This window comes from Microbacterium sp. 2RAF4 (genome assembly GCF_052115285.1).
GTDB lineage: Bacteria > Actinomycetota > Actinomycetes > Actinomycetales > Microbacteriaceae > Microbacterium > Microbacterium oxydans.
This window is the reverse complement of record NZ_JBFRGI010000002.1, coordinates 815,143-830,709: the sequence shown is the minus strand read 5'-3', so window position 1 is coordinate 830,709 and position 15,567 is coordinate 815,143. Positions and strand designations below refer to the sequence as shown.

Genomic DNA, 15,567 nt, shown 5'->3' with positions numbered 1-15,567 from the left:
CCGCACGCTCGGCTAGCCTGGCGTGAACGGGGGAGGAACGCATGGCCGACTGGATTCCCGATGTGCTCGGTGACGAGTTCCAGCAGCGCACCCTCGACCTCGGTGTCGACGATCAGGGTCCGGTCGTGGCCACGCTGGTGCGCGCGCTGCCGACAGAGCCGGGTCTCTGGGACAGGGTGCGCGGACACCGCCCGCTCCTCGACGGAGTCGACGTGCTGTACGTGCACGGCTGGTCCGACTACTTCTTCCAGAAGCGTCTGGCCCGTTTCTGGACTGCGCGGGGCGCCCGTTTCTTCGCGCTGGATCTGCGCAAATACGGCCGCAGCCTCCGCGACGGGCAGACGCCGGGATACATCGCCGATCTCGCGACCTACGACGAGGACATCGCCGCAGCACTGGACGCGATGGGGCGTGCGAACGGAGGCGCCGAATCCGACCGGCGCCTCATCCTGCTCGGACATTCCACGGGTGGTCTGACGCTGAGCCTGTGGGCGTCTCGGCATCCAGGAGCGGCCGACGCGGTGATCCTCAACAGTCCCTGGCTGGAGTTCCAGTTCGCTCCGGCGAGAGCGGCGATCGCCCCGATGGTCGAACTGCAGGCGAGGATCCGTCCGATGGAGGTGGCACCGCAGGTCGACCTCGGCTTCTACACGCGAGCACAGCAGGAGGTGGCCGACCCTGACGACCCGATGGAGGTGAACCAGGTCTGGCGCCCGGCGCAGACCATGGCCGTGTACGCGGGGTGGCTGCACGCCATCCTGTCGGGTCACAAGGCCGTGGCATCGGGCCTGTCGATCACGGCGCCGGTGTGCGTGCTGCTCTCCGCGCGATTCGTGCCCCCGACGCGATGGTCGGAGGACCTCACCTCAGCCGATTCCGTGCTGGTCGTCGACGACATCGCCCGTGCGGCACTCCGTCTCGGCCCCAGCGTCACCGTGGAGCGCATCGACGGTGCGCTGCACGATGTGTTCCTCTCCCGGCACGAGGCGCGGGAAGACGCCTACCGACGGCTGGACCGCTGGGCCACCGCATGGCGAGCGGTGCAGTGAGCTGTCACAGGTAGTACATCGCCCGGACGAGGCGCTCTGCGGTGTCGCCGTCCGCACTTCGAACGGCATCGCCGAAGTCGGAGTACACCTGACCCATGCGCGCGCGATCCGACGGCGGGACCACCCAATCGCGGAGGTTGCGGAACAGCACCATGCTGGCGTCGTCGATCAGCGTGCGATGCTGCGAGTTGCCGCTGTGATCGCCGAGGTAGGAGAACACCGCCCAGCGCGCATTCGACGTCTCGGTGCCGTCCTCGAGTGATGCGTGCAAGCCCTCGATCAGGGCGACGACGTGCTCGCGTTGGGCCATCGTGATCCTCGGTACGGCCAGTCTCGCGGCGATGCCTGCCTGGTAGCCGGCGAACTCGAGCGACTGCGCCACGGTCTCCGGTGTCACCGCCGTCACCTCCGTGTACCGGCTCGGATACATCGTCACCATCCCGAGGCGTTCCAGTCGCTGGAGCGCCTCCCGCACCGGTGTTCGTGACACGTGCAGCTCCTCCGCCACGTCGACGTCACGGATGCGCTCACCCGCGGCCAACGTGCCGTCGATGATCTGTCCGCCGATGTGGTGGAAGACTTCTTCGGCCAGGAGCTGCTTGCTCTCGCCGATGTTCGTCGATCCGGTACTCCCCATGGATCCGCCCCCAGTTGCCCTTCTGATCCCGAGCGCCCCATGATTCGCCCGGGAGGGCAACTACATCATGAAGTCGCGTCGGATGCCAATATCCCCCACCGGAGTCCGCGGTCCGCGTGGGGGCGCGCAGCGCGGGCCCCGGTGGGTTCTTCTTACGTGTGGTCGTCCGCTCGCGGTTTCCGTGGCCGGCGGATGCTCAGCATCCGCCGGCCACCGAAGACGCGAGCGCATGGAACTGCCGCGGCCTCGTCCCCACGAGGGCAAGCTCGCAATACCGAAATCGCGCAGCCCTACGACGGCAGTGCGTCACGCGGCGTTCGCGTCGTCGGTCGAGTCGACCGCTTCCCAGTCTTGGGTACGGAAACCCATATATTGGTATGCAATTCAACAATCTGGAACGCAGTCCAGAAATGACGACGGAGGGGCCGGATGCGATCGCATCCGGCCCCTCCGTCGTCGAGCGCGACGCCTACCGGTAGTTGATGAACTGCAGGTCGAGATCGAGGTCGGCGCCCTTCAGCAGCGCGATGACCGACTGTAGGTCGTCGCGGCTCTTGGACTGCACGCGCAGCTCGTCGCCCTGGATCTGGCTCTTCACGCCCTTGGGGCCCTCGTCGCGGATGATCTTGTTGATCTTCTTCGCGTTCTCGGAGGAGATGCCGTCCTTGAGCGTCGAGACGATGCGGAACTCCTTGCCGCTGGCGAACGGGTCGCCCGACTCGAGGCTCTTCAGCGAGATGCCGCGCTTGATGAGCTTGGACTGGAACACGTCGAGCACGGCCTTGGCGCGTTCCTCGGAGTTCGCGATGATGAGGATGCTCTCGCCGCTCCAGGCGATCGACGCGCCGGTGCCCTTGAAGTCGTAGCGCTGCTCGATCTCCTTGCGGGCCTGGTTCAGGGCGTTCTCGGCCTCCTGGTGGTCGACCTTCGAGACGATGTCAAATGAGCTGTCAGCCATGGCTTCATCCTACTCAGGGGCTCAGCGCGTAGACGTTGTCGGAGACACGGGTGGCTCCGTCCGGCGTGGGGTAGTCGTCGGGGACTGTCACGAAGTGTCCGGCGGGCCCGCTCATCTCCACGGGGGCGCCTTCTCCGCCGCACGCCATGCTCCACTCGTCGTCCCCCGGGAAGGCGAGCACGCATACCGTTCCCTGTTCGACGCCGCGCAGCAGCCAGATCGAGCTGCCGGAGTGTTCGCCCACCAGGCGGGCCGATGACAGGTCGGCGACGTCTCCGGAGTCCTGCTCCGCCACCGCGTCCGGCACGGCGTCTGCCGGCTCGGCTTCTCGATCCAGGACGCCATAGCTCGGGGCGAACACGGTGCACCCGCTCAGCCCCATCGCGGTGAGCGCCAGCACGAGACCTGCCGTGATCCGGACGATGCGAAGTGAGCTTCGAGACATGCCCACAGTCTACGGAGCGGGTTTCGGCGGTTCCATGGAAGCGTTTCCATCCGTGTGATGCGAGTTTCGGTCCATCACGGGTTGATATCGACGCCCTCTCTCATTGCAAACACCCTTGATTTCGATGCATACTGTAAGCGCTTGCAGTCCTTGCAGGTGATCAGCACTGAGAGAGGCACACACCAATGAAGGTGAACAAGAGGGGCATCGTCGCCGCGGGCGCGATCGCCATCGTTTCGACTCTGACGCTTGCCGGCTGCTCCACGGGGACCAGCAACGACGACACCTCCGGCTCCGACGACAGCGGTGCGCTGGTCGTCTGGGTCGATGCCGAGCGGGTCGACGCGCTTCAGGGCGCCGCAGATGCCTACGAGGAGAAGACCGGCGTCAAGGTCCAGCTCACGGGCAAGTCGGTCGACGACATGAAGGACGACTTCATCCAGCAGGTCCCGACCGGCAAGGGCCCCGACATCGTCATGGGCGCGCACGACTGGCTGGGCGAGCTCTCCACGAACGGCGTGGTCGCTCCGATCGAACTCGGCGACAGTTCCGAGGACTACCTCCCCGTCGCGCTGCAGGCGGCGACGTACGACGGCACCGTCTACATGCTTCCGTACGCCGTGGAGAACATCGCCGTGCTCCGCAACGCCGACCTGGTCCCGGCTCCCGCGACGAGCTTCGACGACATGATCTCCAAGGGCAAGTTCGTCGTCGAGCAGGGGACCGAGGGCAACCCGTACCACCTGTACCCGTTCCAGACCGCGTTCGGCGCCCCGGTGTTCGGCACCGACGACACCGGCAGCTACGACTCCACCGATCTCCAGCTCGGCAGCGAGGGCGGCTTCGCCTTCGCCGACTGGCTTGGCGCACAGGGTGCCGCCGGCGTGCTCAACACCGACGTCGACGGTGAGATCGCCAAGCAGCAGTTCCTCGACGGCACGGCCGCCTTCTGGCTGACCGGTCCGTGGAACGTGGGTGCCGCGACCGACGCCGGTATCAACGTCGCGATCGACCCCATCCCGAGCCCGACCGGTGAGACCGCATCGCCGTTCGCCGGAGTGAAGGGCTTCTTCGTGAGCTCGGAGTCGAAGAACAAGGTCGCCGCGAACGACTTCCTCGTCAACTACATCGGCACCGAAGACGTGCAGCTCGAGCTGTTCAAGGCCGGCAACGTGCTGCCGGCGCTCACCGCTGCTGCCGACACCGCGGCCTCCGACCCGATCATCGCCGGCTTCCAGGCCGTCGGTGCCGACGCCGTGCCGATGCCCGCCATCCCGGCCATGGGTGCGGTCTGGCAGTACTGGGGCGTGGCCGAGGCCGCGATCATCAACGGCGAGGACCCGGCGACGACGTGGCAGAAGCTCGTCGACGACGTGACCGCCGCGATCAAGTAACAGCCAGCACACTGACTCTGCCGGGGTGGGCGTCTTCGCCCGCCCCGGCAGGATCATGACGAGGACGACATGACTGACACCGAAGAGCGCACAGCTCCTCCGACCAAGCGCCAGCGCCAGGCCGCCAAGATCGCGGAGGCCGCATCCGGGCCGATCGGCTGGATGCTGCTGAAGATCCTCCTGCTGGCGGTCGTCGATGCGATCGCCCTGTACGCCGCGTTCGTGCTGTTCGCGCACCAGGAGTGGTTGATCCTCGGCATCGTGGTCGTCGTCGCTGTCCTGGTCAACTACATCTACTTCTCCCGCAAGCGCATCGCGGCGAAGTACCTGACGCCCGGCATCATCTTCCTGGTCGTGTTCCAGGTCTTCACACTGCTCTACACCGGGTACATCGGCTTCACGAACTACGGCACCGGCCACAACGGAACCAAGGAGCAGGCGATCTCCTCCCTCCTCGCATCGGCTCAGGAGCGGGTCGAGGATTCGCCGACGTATCCCGTCACCGTGGTCGAGCAGTTCGGCACCTACGGTCTGCTGGCGACCGACCCGGACACCGGCGATGCGCTCCTCGGCACGGCGGAGCAGCCGCTCGCAGAGGTCGACGCGCAGTTCGAAGGTGACAAGGCCGTCGCGGTCGACGGGTGGACCACGCTTCCCCTCGCCACCGTCTTCACGCTGTCGGAAGAGCTGGAGCAGCTCTCCGTCCCGTTCAGTGACGATCCCAACGAGGGCAGCCTGCGTGCTCCGGACGGGCAGAAGGGCTACCTGTACGTCTCGACGCTCGAGTACGACGAGGCTGCAGACACGATCACCGACACCACCACCGGGATCGTCTATTCCGACACGGGTGACGGTGCGTTCACAGCCGAAGGGGGAGAGCAGCTCCTCCCCGGATGGCAGACGACGGTCGGCTTCGACAACTTCGTCCGCGCTGTCACCGACTCCTCCATCCGCGGCCCGCTCATCTCGGTGACGCTCTGGACCTTCGCGTTCGCGCTGATCTCGGTCGCGACCACGTTCTTCCTCGGTCTGCTGCTCGCGCTGGTGTTCAACAACACCCGGATGCGCTTCCGCAACGGCTACCGCATCATCCTGATCCTCCCGTACGCGTTCCCCGCGTTCCTGTCCGCGTTGGTCTGGGCGGGCATGATGAACGAGAGCTTCGGCTTCATCAACCAGGTGATCTTCGGCGGCGCCGCGATCCCGTGGCTGACCGATCCCACGCTCGCCAAGGTGTCGGTGCTGCTGGTGAACCTGTGGCTCGGGTTCCCCTACATGTTCCTGGTCTGCATGGGGGCGCTGCAGGGCATCCCGGAGGACGTCAACGAAGCCGCCGTGATGGACGGCGCGAATCCGTGGCAGGTCTTCCGCCGCATCAAGCTGCCGCTGCTGCTCGTGACCGTCGCGCCGTTGCTGATCTCGTCGTTCGCGTTCAACTTCAACAACTTCAACCTGATCTACATGCTCACCAAGGGAGGCCCGCGCTTCAGCGACGTGTCCATCCCCGTGGGCCACACCGACATCCTGATCTCGATGGTCTACAAGGTGGCCTTCACGGGCCAGACCCGCGACTACGGTCTGGCGTCGGCCTTCACGATCCTGATCTTCATCGTGGTCGCGACGATCTCGATCATCAGCTTCCGCAAGACCAAGGCCCTCGAGGAGCTGAACTGACATGAGCACCGACAGCCCCATCACCGAGCGTCCCGCGACCACCCGCTCCGCCGACGGAGTGCAGAACCTCGCTCCGCGCCGCCGCAGCTTCGGCGCCTGGTTCGCCGACACCGGATGGCGTCACCTCGTGGCGATCGTCGTGAGCGCGTTCGCGCTGTTCCCGCTGCTGTACGTCGTCTCGGCGTCGTTGAACCCGAAGGGGACGCTGACGGGCTCGAACCAGTTGTTCTCCGCGATCGGGATCGACAGCTACGTGCGCATCCTCAGCGACCCGCAGAACCCGTACGGCACGTGGTTCCTCAACACGCTGCTGATCGCCGTCGTCACGGGCGCGGTCACGGTCTTCATCGGAGCGTGCGCGGCCTACGCCTTCTCGCGCATGAGGTTCGCCGGGCGCCGCGTGGGCCTCGTGACGATCGTGGTCGTGCAGATGTTCCCGCAGCTGCTCGCCGTGGTCGCGATCTTCCTCCTCATGTCGACGCTGGGGGACTGGTTCCCGGCCATAGGTCTCAACACCCACACGGGTCTGATCCTGGTGTACCTCGGCGGAGCGCTCGGTGTGAACACCTACCTGATGTACGGCTTCTTCAACACGATCCCCAAGGAGATCGACGAGGCTGCCCGCATCGACGGCGCCGGCCACGCGCGCATCTTCTTCACGATCATCCTTCGTCTGGTCGCGCCGATCCTCGCGGTGGTCGGGCTGCTCTCGTTCATCGGCACCGTCAACGAGTACGTGATCGCGAGCGTCATGCTCGTCGACGTGGATCAGCAGACGCTCGTGGTCGGTCTGACGAAGCTCGTCGCGAACCCGCGCTACGCGGACTGGTCGGCGTTCTCGGCGGGCGCCGTGATGGCCGCGATCCCGGTGATGATCCTGTTCCTCTTCCTGCAGAAGTACATCGTCGGCGGCCTGACGGCCGGAGCGACGAAGGGCTGAGCCCGGGGGTCTGCCCGCCGGGCCTCGTGGCCCGGTGGGTACGGGTGCCCGCATGATCGGAGTCCTCGCGCTGTCTTGTCTCGCATGCTACCTTGTCTTGCATGACAGCTGATGTCGGCGCTCAGATGCGCAAGGGAGTGGTCGAGTACTGCGTGCTCGGGCTGCTCGCGCGCGAGCCGATGTACGGCTGGCAGCTGGCCGACGCGCTCACCGGCGCGGGCCTGATCGCCAGCATCGGCACGCTGTACCCGTTGCTCGGGAGGCTGAAGGACAACGGGTGGGTCACCACGTTCGACCAGCCTTCCGGCAGCGGTCCGGTGCGCAAGTACTACCGGCTCACCGGCAGCGGGATCGATCAGCTGGACCGTTTCCGCGCCCAGTGGACACCATTCGCCCGTGTCGTCACGGGCATCGTCGGAGAGGGACGACCATGACAGAGCTCACCGCGGACGACCTCCGCACGGAGTACCTCGCGCGGCTCGACGAGGCCATGCGCAACCTGCCGCACGGTGTCGCGAGCGACATCCGAGCCGGCATCCTCGAAGAGCTGCAGGGGCTCGATGCCGAAGCGACGGCGGCGCGCATCGCGGATCTCGGCGATCCTGTCGCGATCGCCGAGGGGGCTCAGGCGGAAGTCCCCTCCGGGCCGACGATCATCGGCACGCCCGCGGTCGCCGCGCCCCCGGTGCCGCGTCTGCCGGCGACCTCGACGAGAGGGTTCGCGATCGCTGCGGCGCTGACGTTGAGCTTCGGAGGGATCGTCGTGCCCGTGCTCGGCTGGTTCGTCGGCGCCGCGCTCGTGAGCGCGAGCTCGCTCTGGAGGACGTGGGAGAAGGTGGTCGCGGTCGTCGTGCCGTTCGTCGTCACCGGCATCTCGTTCCTCACGGTCTCCACGCTGACGGCGTTCTCCTCGTCGGAGTCGGGTGGCAGCTCTTCCGGGACCGGGACGCCCCCGGAGGTCCCCGCCATCAACCCGCTCGTGCCAGGAGTGGGGGAGTGGCACGGCCTCATCCTCCTCGGATTCCTCCTCGTCCCGCTCTCCGGGCTGTGGCTGCTGTGGCGACTTCGGGGGCGCGCCGCAGGATGAAGCGGCGTGCCGCGCACCGGACATCGGCGTTGCTCCTCGGGGGATCGGCGCTTCGGGCCTAGCGTGGAGTCATGGCACGGGTGGGGGGTCGCAACCTCGGGATGAGCTGGTTCGCCGGCATCGTGTGCGTCGGCGTCATCGGCGCCCTCGTGTGGCTGTCGCTTCCGATGGTCCCCGTGCTCGCCCAGTTCGCCGGGGATGCGCTTCGCACCGCTCTTCCCTGACCTGGAACGACGTATCCGCATGAATGCCGACACGTCGGCACGCCTCCGCGAGCGTCCGTTCGCGCGGAGGTACCCTCGCAATGCACGATTCCGATGAGAGGCGCACCCCATGAGTGACCCCGACGTTCCCCAGCCCGAGAAGCCGGCTGACGTTGACGACGTCGTCGGCAGCGCGAACGCGGGTCTGGATGCCGCCGCGGCCGCAGGTGCGGATGTTCCCGGCTCCGGCGAGACCGCGGCAGACGGTGGCGACGCCCAGCCGGCCGCCGCACCCGTTGATCCCGACCTCGCCGCTTTCGAAGCCGCCGAGCGCGAGCACCCCGGAACCTTCGCATCGCCGCCCCCGGCGGTGACCCCCGCTTCCTCCACCTCGTCGTACGACCGCGCCGAAGAGGTCAGGGCTCAGGCCGACGCCGAGACCACCTCCTTCTACCCGGAGCCCGTCGTGGGCGAGCCCGTGCCCTTCGGCCACGAGCAGTCCGGCATGGCGGGAGCCGCCTACGCCCAGTACGGCGATGAGGCCGACACGCGTGTCGTCCCCTCGGAGCCGCTGGCGGTAGCGGCCGCGGCGCAGCCGCAGCCGATCTTCGTCCAGGCTCCCGAGCCTCCCCGCGACCGGGGCAATCGCGGCACGGCAGGGGCCATCGGGCTTCTCGCCACTCTCGTCTTCGCCCTGCTGTACCTCGGTGCATGGCTCGGTCTCGGTGCGATCGCCGGTGACGTGACCGGAGAGAACATCGGTCAGAGTGCTGTCGCCCCGCTGACCACCTGGGGGTTCTGGACGCCCGTCGTCGTGTTCTTCCTCGGGTTCTGGCTGCTCGGCGCGATCATCAACCGCGGTCGTTGGGGGCTCTGGGTCGTCTTCGGGCTCATCGTCGGCGTCATCGCCTACGGCGGCCACATCCTCGGACAGCTCTTCGAAGCCCCGTTCTGGAAGCTCAGCTCGAGCCAGGGCCTCGACCTCGTCGGCGAGCAGCTGCTCGCCCCGCTCGCGATCGCGGCATTCGTGTTCGCCCGCGAGCTCACGATCTGGTTCGGCGCCTGGGTCGCCCGCAGCGGCGCACGCAAGACGGAGCTGAACGCCGAAGCACAGCGCGAGTACGAGCGCACGCTCGAAGCCGGCCCGACGCTGGCGAGGTAATCACGAACTCCACCACGCCGAACCCCCGCGGACCCGAGTCCGCGGGGGTTTCGGCCATCCTGGCGGTGGTCCTCGCCACCATCGGCTTCTTCGCGCTCGCCGTCTTCGGGCTCGGAGCGGTGAGCGTCACCACGGACACCGACATCATCGCGGTTCCGAACCTGGGCCAGGTTCCGGGGGTGGCCGGGATGATCGCCGCCGTCCTCTCCTTCGCCCTCGTCCTGTGGTCGACGCTGCGTCGGTCGCAGCCGTCCTATGTGGCGACGGTCGCGATCGCACTGGCGGCGGGACTCGCCCACCTGGTCGTGGTCTGGGTCGCCGTGCTCATCGGCGACGGAGACCTCGTGCTCGCGACCGCGGTCGCCGGAGACCTGGTGCGCGGCGGCGCGAGCGCGGTCATCGTGTTGGCTGCGCTGATCGCCGGGTGGGGCGGTATCGCCCTGCGGCGCACCCGTGCGGAGCATCCGCGCTGGCCCTGGGAGCGCGAAGAGGAGGAGTGACCTTCGGGTGCTCGTCCGTCTTCGCCCCGCCGGGCTGGGGAAATCGCGGCGGTGAGGGGCGGCGCGCCGTACGCTGGTGGAGTGGAGCGCTCGTTGGAGACGCAGGTCGACCAGGCCGTCGAAGCCTGGTTGCGCTGGGTGCCGCGCTGGGAGCCGGCGACCCACCGTGGTCGGGTCGCGCCGTGTCGTCGGTGTCTCGGCTCACCGATCCTCTCGGCGGCGGGCATCGGGGCGAACGTGCCGCACGGGGTGCAGCACGGACTGTCGACCAGGATCAAGACCATCGTCGATCATGCCGTCGCGGAGTACACGGCGAGGAACCTGCCGATGCTGCAGCGCGAGCTCGACCAGCAGGCCGCGCGCAACCGCGCGCGCAGCTATCGACCGGCGGAGGATCTCGACCCCGAGTTCGACGGCCTCCCTCTCGATCCCGATCCGGTGCCGGGCGCCCCGTTCCTGTTCACCATCGCCGGCCTCGCGGACGACTCGGCCGCGGAGCTCCCGGCGCTGCCCCCTCTCACGGAGGAGGCCAAGATCGCGCTCCGGCAGGAGGTGGCACTCGCCGACGAGTACGCCAACCTGGTCGGCCGAGAGATCTGCGGCATCCTGCTGCGGCATCGGATCTCGATCCAGGCCGCGGTCTCCCAGCACGTCGAGCCGCAGATCGAGGCGCTGCTGGCCGAGCTGACCGACTCGCTCGACTCGCCGTTCGACCCTGACCTGCCCTGACGCGCGACCGCAGGCACGCTCATTTGACCGCCACGTTACGCGGCATTACACTTGATCAGGTGTGTGCACGCCTCAGCGTGCGCACTGGGCGCCGGCACCTGTCGGTCTGCCCCCACGGCATACCCATCACACCAAAAGCTCGCCGGTTCCGGCGTGCCGGTGGGTCATGATGTGAAACCCATCACGCTGTCACCGTGCAGCACTATGAGGAGAGAACGTGCCAACCATTCAGCAGTTGGTTCGCAAGGGTCGCTCGCCCAAGGTCACCAAGACCAAGGCGCCGGCGCTCAAGTCGAACCCGCAGCAGGCCGGGGTCTGCACCCGCGTCTACACCACCACGCCGAAGAAGCCGAACTCGGCGATGCGCAAGGTCGCTCGTGTGAAGCTCCGCAACGGTACCGAGGTCACCGCGTACATCCCCGGTGAGGGCCACAACCTGCAGGAGCACTCGCTCGTGCTCGTGCGTGGCGGTCGTGTCAAGGACCTCCCCGGTGTGCGTTACAAGATCGTCCGCGGCGCCCTGGACACCCAGGCAGTCAAGAACCGTAAGCAGGCTCGTTCCCGCTACGGCGCGAAGAAGGGTTGAGTTAGATGCCTCGTAAGGGACCAGCCCCCAAGCGCCCCGTCGTCAACGACCCGGTATACGGCGCACCGATCGTCACCTCGCTGGTGAACAAGATCCTCGTCGACGGCAAGAAGTCGCTGGCCGAGTCGATCGTCTACGGCGCCCTCCGCGGTGTCGAGGCGAAGAACGGTCAGGACGCTGTCGCCACCCTGAAGAAGGCGCTCGACAACGTGCGCCCGACTCTCGAGGTCCGCAGCCGCCGCGTCGGTGGCTCGACCTACCAGGTGCCGGTCGAGGTCAAGCCTCACCGCGCCAACACGCTCGCCCTGCGCTGGCTCGTGAGCTACGCGAAGGGCCGTCGTGAGAAGACGATGACCGAGCGTCTGCAGAACGAGATCCTCGACGCGTCGAACGGCCTGGGTGCCGCGGTCAAGCGCCGCGAAGACACGCACAAGATGGCCGAGTCGAACCGCGCGTTCGCTCACTACCGCTGGTAAACAGCTCCGCCGGCCCCTCGGCCATTCGCCGAGGGGCCGGCACCCCCTCTTCGCAGTACACCTGCTCCAAAAGATAAGGACACTCCTGTGGCACAAGACGTGCTCACGGACCTGAGCAAGGTCCGCAACATCGGCATCATGGCGCACATCGATGCCGGCAAGACCACGACGACCGAGCGCATCCTGTTCTACACGGGCGTCAACCACAAGCTCGGCGAGACGCACGACGGCGCCTCGACCACCGACTGGATGGAGCAGGAGAAGGAGCGCGGCATCACGATCACGTCTGCCGCCGTGACCTGCTACTGGAACAAGAACCAGATCAACATCATCGACACCCCCGGCCACGTGGACTTCACGGTCGAGGTGGAGCGTTCGCTCCGTGTGCTCGACGGTGCGGTCGCCGTGTTCGACGGCAAGGAGGGCGTCGAGCCCCAGTCCGAGACCGTCTGGCGTCAGGCCGACAAGTACAACGTCCCGCGCATCTGCTTCGTCAACAAGATGGACAAGCTCGGCGCCGACTTCTACTTCACGGTCGACACCATCATCAACCGCCTCGGCGCCAAGCCGCTCGTGATCCAGCTGCCGATCGGCGCGGAGAGCGACTTCATCGGCGTCGTCGACCTGATCGAGATGCGTGCCCTGGTCTGGGCCGGAGACTCCAAGGGTGATGTCACCATGGGCGCCTCCTACGAGATCCAGGAGATCCCGGAAGACCTCAAGGAGAAGGCTGCGGAGTACCGTCAGCAGCTCCTCGAGACCGTCGCCGAGACCGACGACGCGCTGCTCGAGAAGTTCTTCGGTGGCGAGGAGCTCACGGTCGCCGAGATCAAGGGCGCGATCCGCAAGCTGACCGTCGCCAGCGAGATCTACCCGGTGCTCTGTGGTTCCGCGTTCAAGAACCGTGGCGTCCAGCCGATGCTCGACGCGGTCGTCGACTACCTCCCGAACCCGCTCGACGTGGGCTCGATCGAGGCCCACGACCCGAAGGACTACGACACGATCATCGAGCGTCACCCCGACGCCAATGACCCGTTCGCCGCCCTCGCGTTCAAGGTCGCCGTGCACCCGTTCTTCGGTCGCCTCACCTACGTGCGCGTCTACTCGGGTCACCTCGACTCCGGTTCGGCCGTCGTCAACTCGACCAAGAACAAGAAGGAGCGCATCGGGAAGATCTTCCAGATGCACGCCAACAAGGAGATCCCGGTCCCCTCGGTCACCGCCGGCAACATCTACGCGGTCATCGGCCTGAAGGACACCACCACGGGTGACACGCTCACCGACCCGACGGCTCCGGTCGTGCTCGAGTCGATGACGTTCCCCGAGCCCGTCATCGAGGTCGCCATCGAGCCGAAGACCAAGGCCGACCAGGAGAAGCTGGGTGTCGCCATCCAGAAGCTCGCTGAGGAGGACCCGACCTTCCGCACGGAGCTCAACCCCGAGACCGGTCAGACGACCATCAAGGGCATGGGCGAGCTGCACCTCGACATCCTCGTCGACCGCATGAAGCGCGAGTTCAACGTCGAGGCCAACGTCGGCAAGCCGCAGGTGGCGTACCGCGAGACGATCCGCAAGACCGTCGAGAAGCACGACTACACGCACAAGAAGCAGACCGGTGGTTCTGGACAGTTCGCAAAGATCCAGTTCACCATCGAGCCGCTCGACCTCGACTCCGAGAAGACCTACGAGTTCGTGAACGCCGTCACCGGTGGTCGCATCCCTCGTGAGTACATCGGCTCGATCGACGCCGGTTTCCAGGACGCGATGAACGTCGGTGTGCTCGCGGGCTACCCGATGGTGGGCGTCAAGGCGACCATCGTCGACGGTGCGGCCCACGATGTCGACTCCTCGGAGATGGCGTTCAAGATCGCGGGCTCCATGGGCTTCAAGGAGGCCGCGCGCCGTGCCAACCCCGTGCTGCTCGAGCCGCTGATGGCCGTCGAGGTCCGTACTCCGGAGGAGTACATGGGCGACGTCATCGGCGACCTGAACTCGCGTCGTGGCCAGATCCAGTCGATGGAAGACGCCGCCGGCGTCAAGGTCGTCCGCGCTCAGGTCCCGCTGTCCGAGATGTTCGGCTACATCGGCGACCTGCGCTCGAAGACCTCGGGCCGTGCCGTCTACTCGATGGAGTTCCACAGCTACGCTGAGGTGCCCCGCGCTGTGGCCGACGAGATCGTCCAGAAGACCAAGGGCGAGTAATCGCTCTTCTGGGGGCCCTGGGTTGCTGAGCCTGTCGAAGCAACCCGGGGTTCCCAGGTCACCTACAACTTCACATTCCCTCTCTACTAAACTGAGAACCTAACCCGTAGAGAACCGGTCGCAAACCAGTGCCCGGTCACCTCTACAACGACGTCCTGAGGAGGACCCAGTGGCTAAGGCCAAGTTCGAGCGGACCAAGCCGCACGTCAACATCGGAACGATCGGTCACGTCGACCACGGCAAGACCACGCTCTCCGCAGCGATCTCGAAGGTGCTTGCTGACAAGTTCCCGTCCGACACCAACGTGCAGCGTGACTTCGCTTCCATCGACTCGGCGCCGGAAGAGCGCCAGCGTGGAATCACCATCAACATCTCGCACATCGAGTACGAGACCCCCAAGCGCCACTACGCGCACGTCGACGCTCCCGGCCACGCCGACTACGTCAAGAACATGATCACCGGTGCGGCTCAGATGGACGGCGCGATCCTCGTGGTCGCCGCCACCGACGGCCCGATGGCTCAGACGCGTGAGCACGTGCTGCTCGCCAAGCAGGTCGGCGTTCCGTACCTGCTGGTCGCGCTGAACAAGTCCGACATGGTCGACGACGAGGAGATCCTGGAGCTCGTCGAGCTCGAGGTCCGCGAGCTGCTCGCCGGCCAGGGCTTCGACGAGGACGCTCCTGTCGTCCGCGTCTCCGCTCTCAAGGCCCTCGAGGGCGACGAGAAGTGGACCCAGGCGATCCTGGACCTGATGCAGGCTGTCGACGACAGCGTTCCGGACCCGGAGCGTGACCGTGACAAGCCGTTCCTGATGCCCGTCGAGGACGTCTTCACGATCACCGGTCGTGGCACCGTCGTCACGGGTCGCGCCGAGCGTGGCACGCTGGCCATCAACTCCGAGGTCGAGATCGTCGGACTCCGTCCGACCGTCAAGACCACGGTCACGGGTATCGAGATGTTCCACAAGCAGCTCGACGAGGCCTGGGCCGGCGAGAACTGTGGTCTGCTGCTCCGCGGCACCAAGCGTGAGGACGTCGAGCGCGGCCAGGTCATCGTCAAGCCGGGTTCGGTCACGCCGCACACCGACTTCGAGGGCACCGCGTACATCCTGTCCAAGGACGAGGGTGGCCGTCACAACCCGTTCTACACGAACTACCGCCCGCAGTTCTACTTCCGCACCACCGACGTCACCGGCGTCATCTCGCTGCCCGAGGGCACCGAGATGGTCATGCCCGGCGACACCACCGACATGACGGTCGAGCTGATCCAGCCGATCGCCATGGAGGAGGGCCTCGGCTTCGCCATCCGTGAGGGTGGACGCACCGTCGGCGCCGGTACGGTCACGAAGATCATCAAGTAAGCATCTGCTTTCTCGCAAAGGGGTCGGACCTTCGGGTCCGGCCCCTTTGTCGTACAGCGGGCGCTTACGACGGCGTCGGGCTCGGGCGATGTCGGCGTGGGGTGCGACATTTCATCCAATAGAATGACTAGACCGCGCAGGAGCGGCAGCGTCGTACATCGGGAT

General features: G+C 66.6%; 17 protein-coding genes. 14 read left to right on the top strand and 3 right to left on the bottom strand.

Annotation, left to right across the window (positions count from 1 at the left end):
* Nucleotides 1–41: 41 nt before the first annotated feature.
* Nucleotides 42–1,049 (top strand): alpha/beta hydrolase, encoded by a 1,008-nt coding sequence (locus tag AB4070_RS08450; RefSeq protein WP_441979681.1) that lies wholly within the window; start codon nt 42–44, stop codon nt 1,047–1,049.
* Between the two features lie 4 nt (nt 1,050–1,053).
* Here the strand turns inward: AB4070_RS08450 and AB4070_RS08445 are convergent, their stop codons facing one another.
* The 3 genes from AB4070_RS08445 to AB4070_RS08435 all read right to left on the bottom strand — a co-directional run bounded on the left by AB4070_RS08445 (nt 1,054) and on the right by AB4070_RS08435 (nt 3,089).
* Nucleotides 1,054–1,686: a GntR family transcriptional regulator gene (locus AB4070_RS08445; RefSeq protein WP_441979680.1), complete on the bottom strand. Its 633-nt coding sequence runs from the start codon at nt 1,684–1,686 to the stop codon at nt 1,054–1,056.
* Nucleotides 1,687–2,155: 469 nt separating this feature from the next.
* Nucleotides 2,156–2,644 carry a YajQ family cyclic di-GMP-binding protein gene (locus AB4070_RS08440; protein WP_045264630.1) on the bottom strand — a complete coding sequence of 163 codons (489 nt, stop codon included), beginning with the start codon at nt 2,642–2,644 and terminating at the stop codon, nt 2,156–2,158.
* Between the two features lie 13 nt (nt 2,645–2,657).
* Nucleotides 2,658–3,089 carry a hypothetical protein gene (locus tag AB4070_RS08435; protein ID WP_441979679.1) on the bottom strand — a complete coding sequence of 144 codons (432 nt, stop codon included), beginning with the start codon at nt 3,087–3,089 and terminating at the stop codon, nt 2,658–2,660.
* 185 nt (nt 3,090–3,274) lie between these two features.
* Here AB4070_RS08435 and AB4070_RS08430 point away from each other — a divergent pair, with 185 nt between their 5' ends.
* From AB4070_RS08430 to tuf, 13 genes are all read left to right on the top strand, one after another.
* Nucleotides 3,275–4,483 (top strand): sugar ABC transporter substrate-binding protein, encoded by a 1,209-nt coding sequence (locus tag AB4070_RS08430; protein WP_441979678.1) that lies wholly within the window; start codon nt 3,275–3,277, stop codon nt 4,481–4,483.
* Between the two features lie 69 nt (nt 4,484–4,552).
* Nucleotides 4,553–6,157: an ABC transporter permease subunit gene (locus AB4070_RS08425; RefSeq protein ID WP_441979677.1), complete on the top strand. Its 1,605-nt coding sequence runs from the start codon at nt 4,553–4,555 to the stop codon at nt 6,155–6,157.
* Nucleotide 6,158: 1 nt separating this feature from the next.
* Nucleotides 6,159–7,097, top strand: coding sequence for a sugar ABC transporter permease (locus AB4070_RS08420; protein WP_441979676.1), 939 nt, complete (start codon nt 6,159–6,161; stop codon nt 7,095–7,097).
* Nucleotides 7,098–7,198: 101 nt separating this feature from the next.
* On the top strand, nt 7,199–7,531 hold the full coding sequence (locus AB4070_RS08415) for a PadR family transcriptional regulator (protein WP_282848454.1): 333 nt from the start codon (nt 7,199–7,201) through the stop codon (nt 7,529–7,531).
* Complete coding sequence (locus tag AB4070_RS08410) at nt 7,528–8,184, top strand: HAAS signaling domain-containing protein (protein ID WP_441979675.1); 657 nt, start codon at nt 7,528–7,530, stop codon at nt 8,182–8,184. The genes AB4070_RS08415 and AB4070_RS08410 overlap by 4 nt, the downstream gene beginning before the upstream one ends.
* A gap of 71 nt (nt 8,185–8,255) precedes the next feature.
* Nucleotides 8,256–8,408: a hypothetical protein gene (locus AB4070_RS08405; RefSeq protein WP_164734115.1), complete on the top strand. Its 153-nt coding sequence runs from the start codon at nt 8,256–8,258 to the stop codon at nt 8,406–8,408.
* A gap of 109 nt (nt 8,409–8,517) precedes the next feature.
* Nucleotides 8,518–9,549 (top strand): ABC transporter, encoded by a 1,032-nt coding sequence (locus AB4070_RS08400; protein WP_441979674.1) that lies wholly within the window; start codon nt 8,518–8,520, stop codon nt 9,547–9,549.
* Between the two features lie 65 nt (nt 9,550–9,614).
* Nucleotides 9,615–10,049, top strand: coding sequence for a hypothetical protein (locus tag AB4070_RS08395; RefSeq protein ID WP_441979673.1), 435 nt, complete (start codon nt 9,615–9,617; stop codon nt 10,047–10,049).
* Nucleotides 10,050–10,130: 81 nt separating this feature from the next.
* Nucleotides 10,131–10,778, top strand: a complete 648-nt coding sequence (locus AB4070_RS08390; RefSeq protein ID WP_441979672.1) for a spermidine/putrescine ABC transporter substrate-binding protein — start codon at nt 10,131–10,133, stop codon at nt 10,776–10,778.
* A gap of 217 nt (nt 10,779–10,995) precedes the next feature.
* Nucleotides 10,996–11,364: a 30S ribosomal protein S12 gene (gene rpsL / locus AB4070_RS08385; RefSeq protein WP_017201609.1), complete on the top strand. Its 369-nt coding sequence runs from the start codon at nt 10,996–10,998 to the stop codon at nt 11,362–11,364.
* Nucleotides 11,365–11,369: 5 nt separating this feature from the next.
* Nucleotides 11,370–11,840: a 30S ribosomal protein S7 gene (gene rpsG / locus AB4070_RS08380; RefSeq protein ID WP_017201608.1), complete on the top strand. Its 471-nt coding sequence runs from the start codon at nt 11,370–11,372 to the stop codon at nt 11,838–11,840.
* An 87-nt stretch (nt 11,841–11,927) separates the two neighbouring features.
* Nucleotides 11,928–14,042, top strand: coding sequence for an elongation factor G (fusA, locus tag AB4070_RS08375; RefSeq protein WP_046747809.1), 2,115 nt, complete (start codon nt 11,928–11,930; stop codon nt 14,040–14,042).
* Between the two features lie 169 nt (nt 14,043–14,211).
* Nucleotides 14,212–15,402, top strand: coding sequence for an elongation factor Tu (tuf, locus tag AB4070_RS08370; protein ID WP_046747810.1), 1,191 nt, complete (start codon nt 14,212–14,214; stop codon nt 15,400–15,402).
* Nucleotides 15,403–15,567: the final 165 nt, after the last annotated feature.

Coding starts and splice junctions, on each gene's coding strand:
- AB4070_RS08450 (WP_441979681.1), top strand. CDS start 42: ATGGCCGACTGGATTCCCGATGTGCTCGGTGACGAGTTCCAGCAGCGC.
- AB4070_RS08445 (WP_441979680.1), bottom strand. CDS start 1,686: ATGGGGAGTACCGGATCGACGAACATCGGCGAGAGCAAGCAGCTCCTG.
- AB4070_RS08440 (WP_045264630.1), bottom strand. CDS start 2,644: ATGGCTGACAGCTCATTTGACATCGTCTCGAAGGTCGACCACCAGGAG.
- AB4070_RS08435 (WP_441979679.1), bottom strand. CDS start 3,089: ATGTCTCGAAGCTCACTTCGCATCGTCCGGATCACGGCAGGTCTCGTG.
- AB4070_RS08430 (WP_441979678.1), top strand. CDS start 3,275: ATGAAGGTGAACAAGAGGGGCATCGTCGCCGCGGGCGCGATCGCCATC.
- AB4070_RS08425 (WP_441979677.1), top strand. CDS start 4,553: ATGACTGACACCGAAGAGCGCACAGCTCCTCCGACCAAGCGCCAGCGC.
- AB4070_RS08420 (WP_441979676.1), top strand. CDS start 6,159: ATGAGCACCGACAGCCCCATCACCGAGCGTCCCGCGACCACCCGCTCC.
- AB4070_RS08415 (WP_282848454.1), top strand. CDS start 7,199: ATGACAGCTGATGTCGGCGCTCAGATGCGCAAGGGAGTGGTCGAGTAC.
- AB4070_RS08410 (WP_441979675.1), top strand. CDS start 7,528: ATGACAGAGCTCACCGCGGACGACCTCCGCACGGAGTACCTCGCGCGG.
- AB4070_RS08405 (WP_164734115.1), top strand. CDS start 8,256: ATGGCACGGGTGGGGGGTCGCAACCTCGGGATGAGCTGGTTCGCCGGC.
- AB4070_RS08400 (WP_441979674.1), top strand. CDS start 8,518: ATGAGTGACCCCGACGTTCCCCAGCCCGAGAAGCCGGCTGACGTTGAC.
- rpsG (WP_017201608.1), top strand. CDS start 11,370: ATGCCTCGTAAGGGACCAGCCCCCAAGCGCCCCGTCGTCAACGACCCG.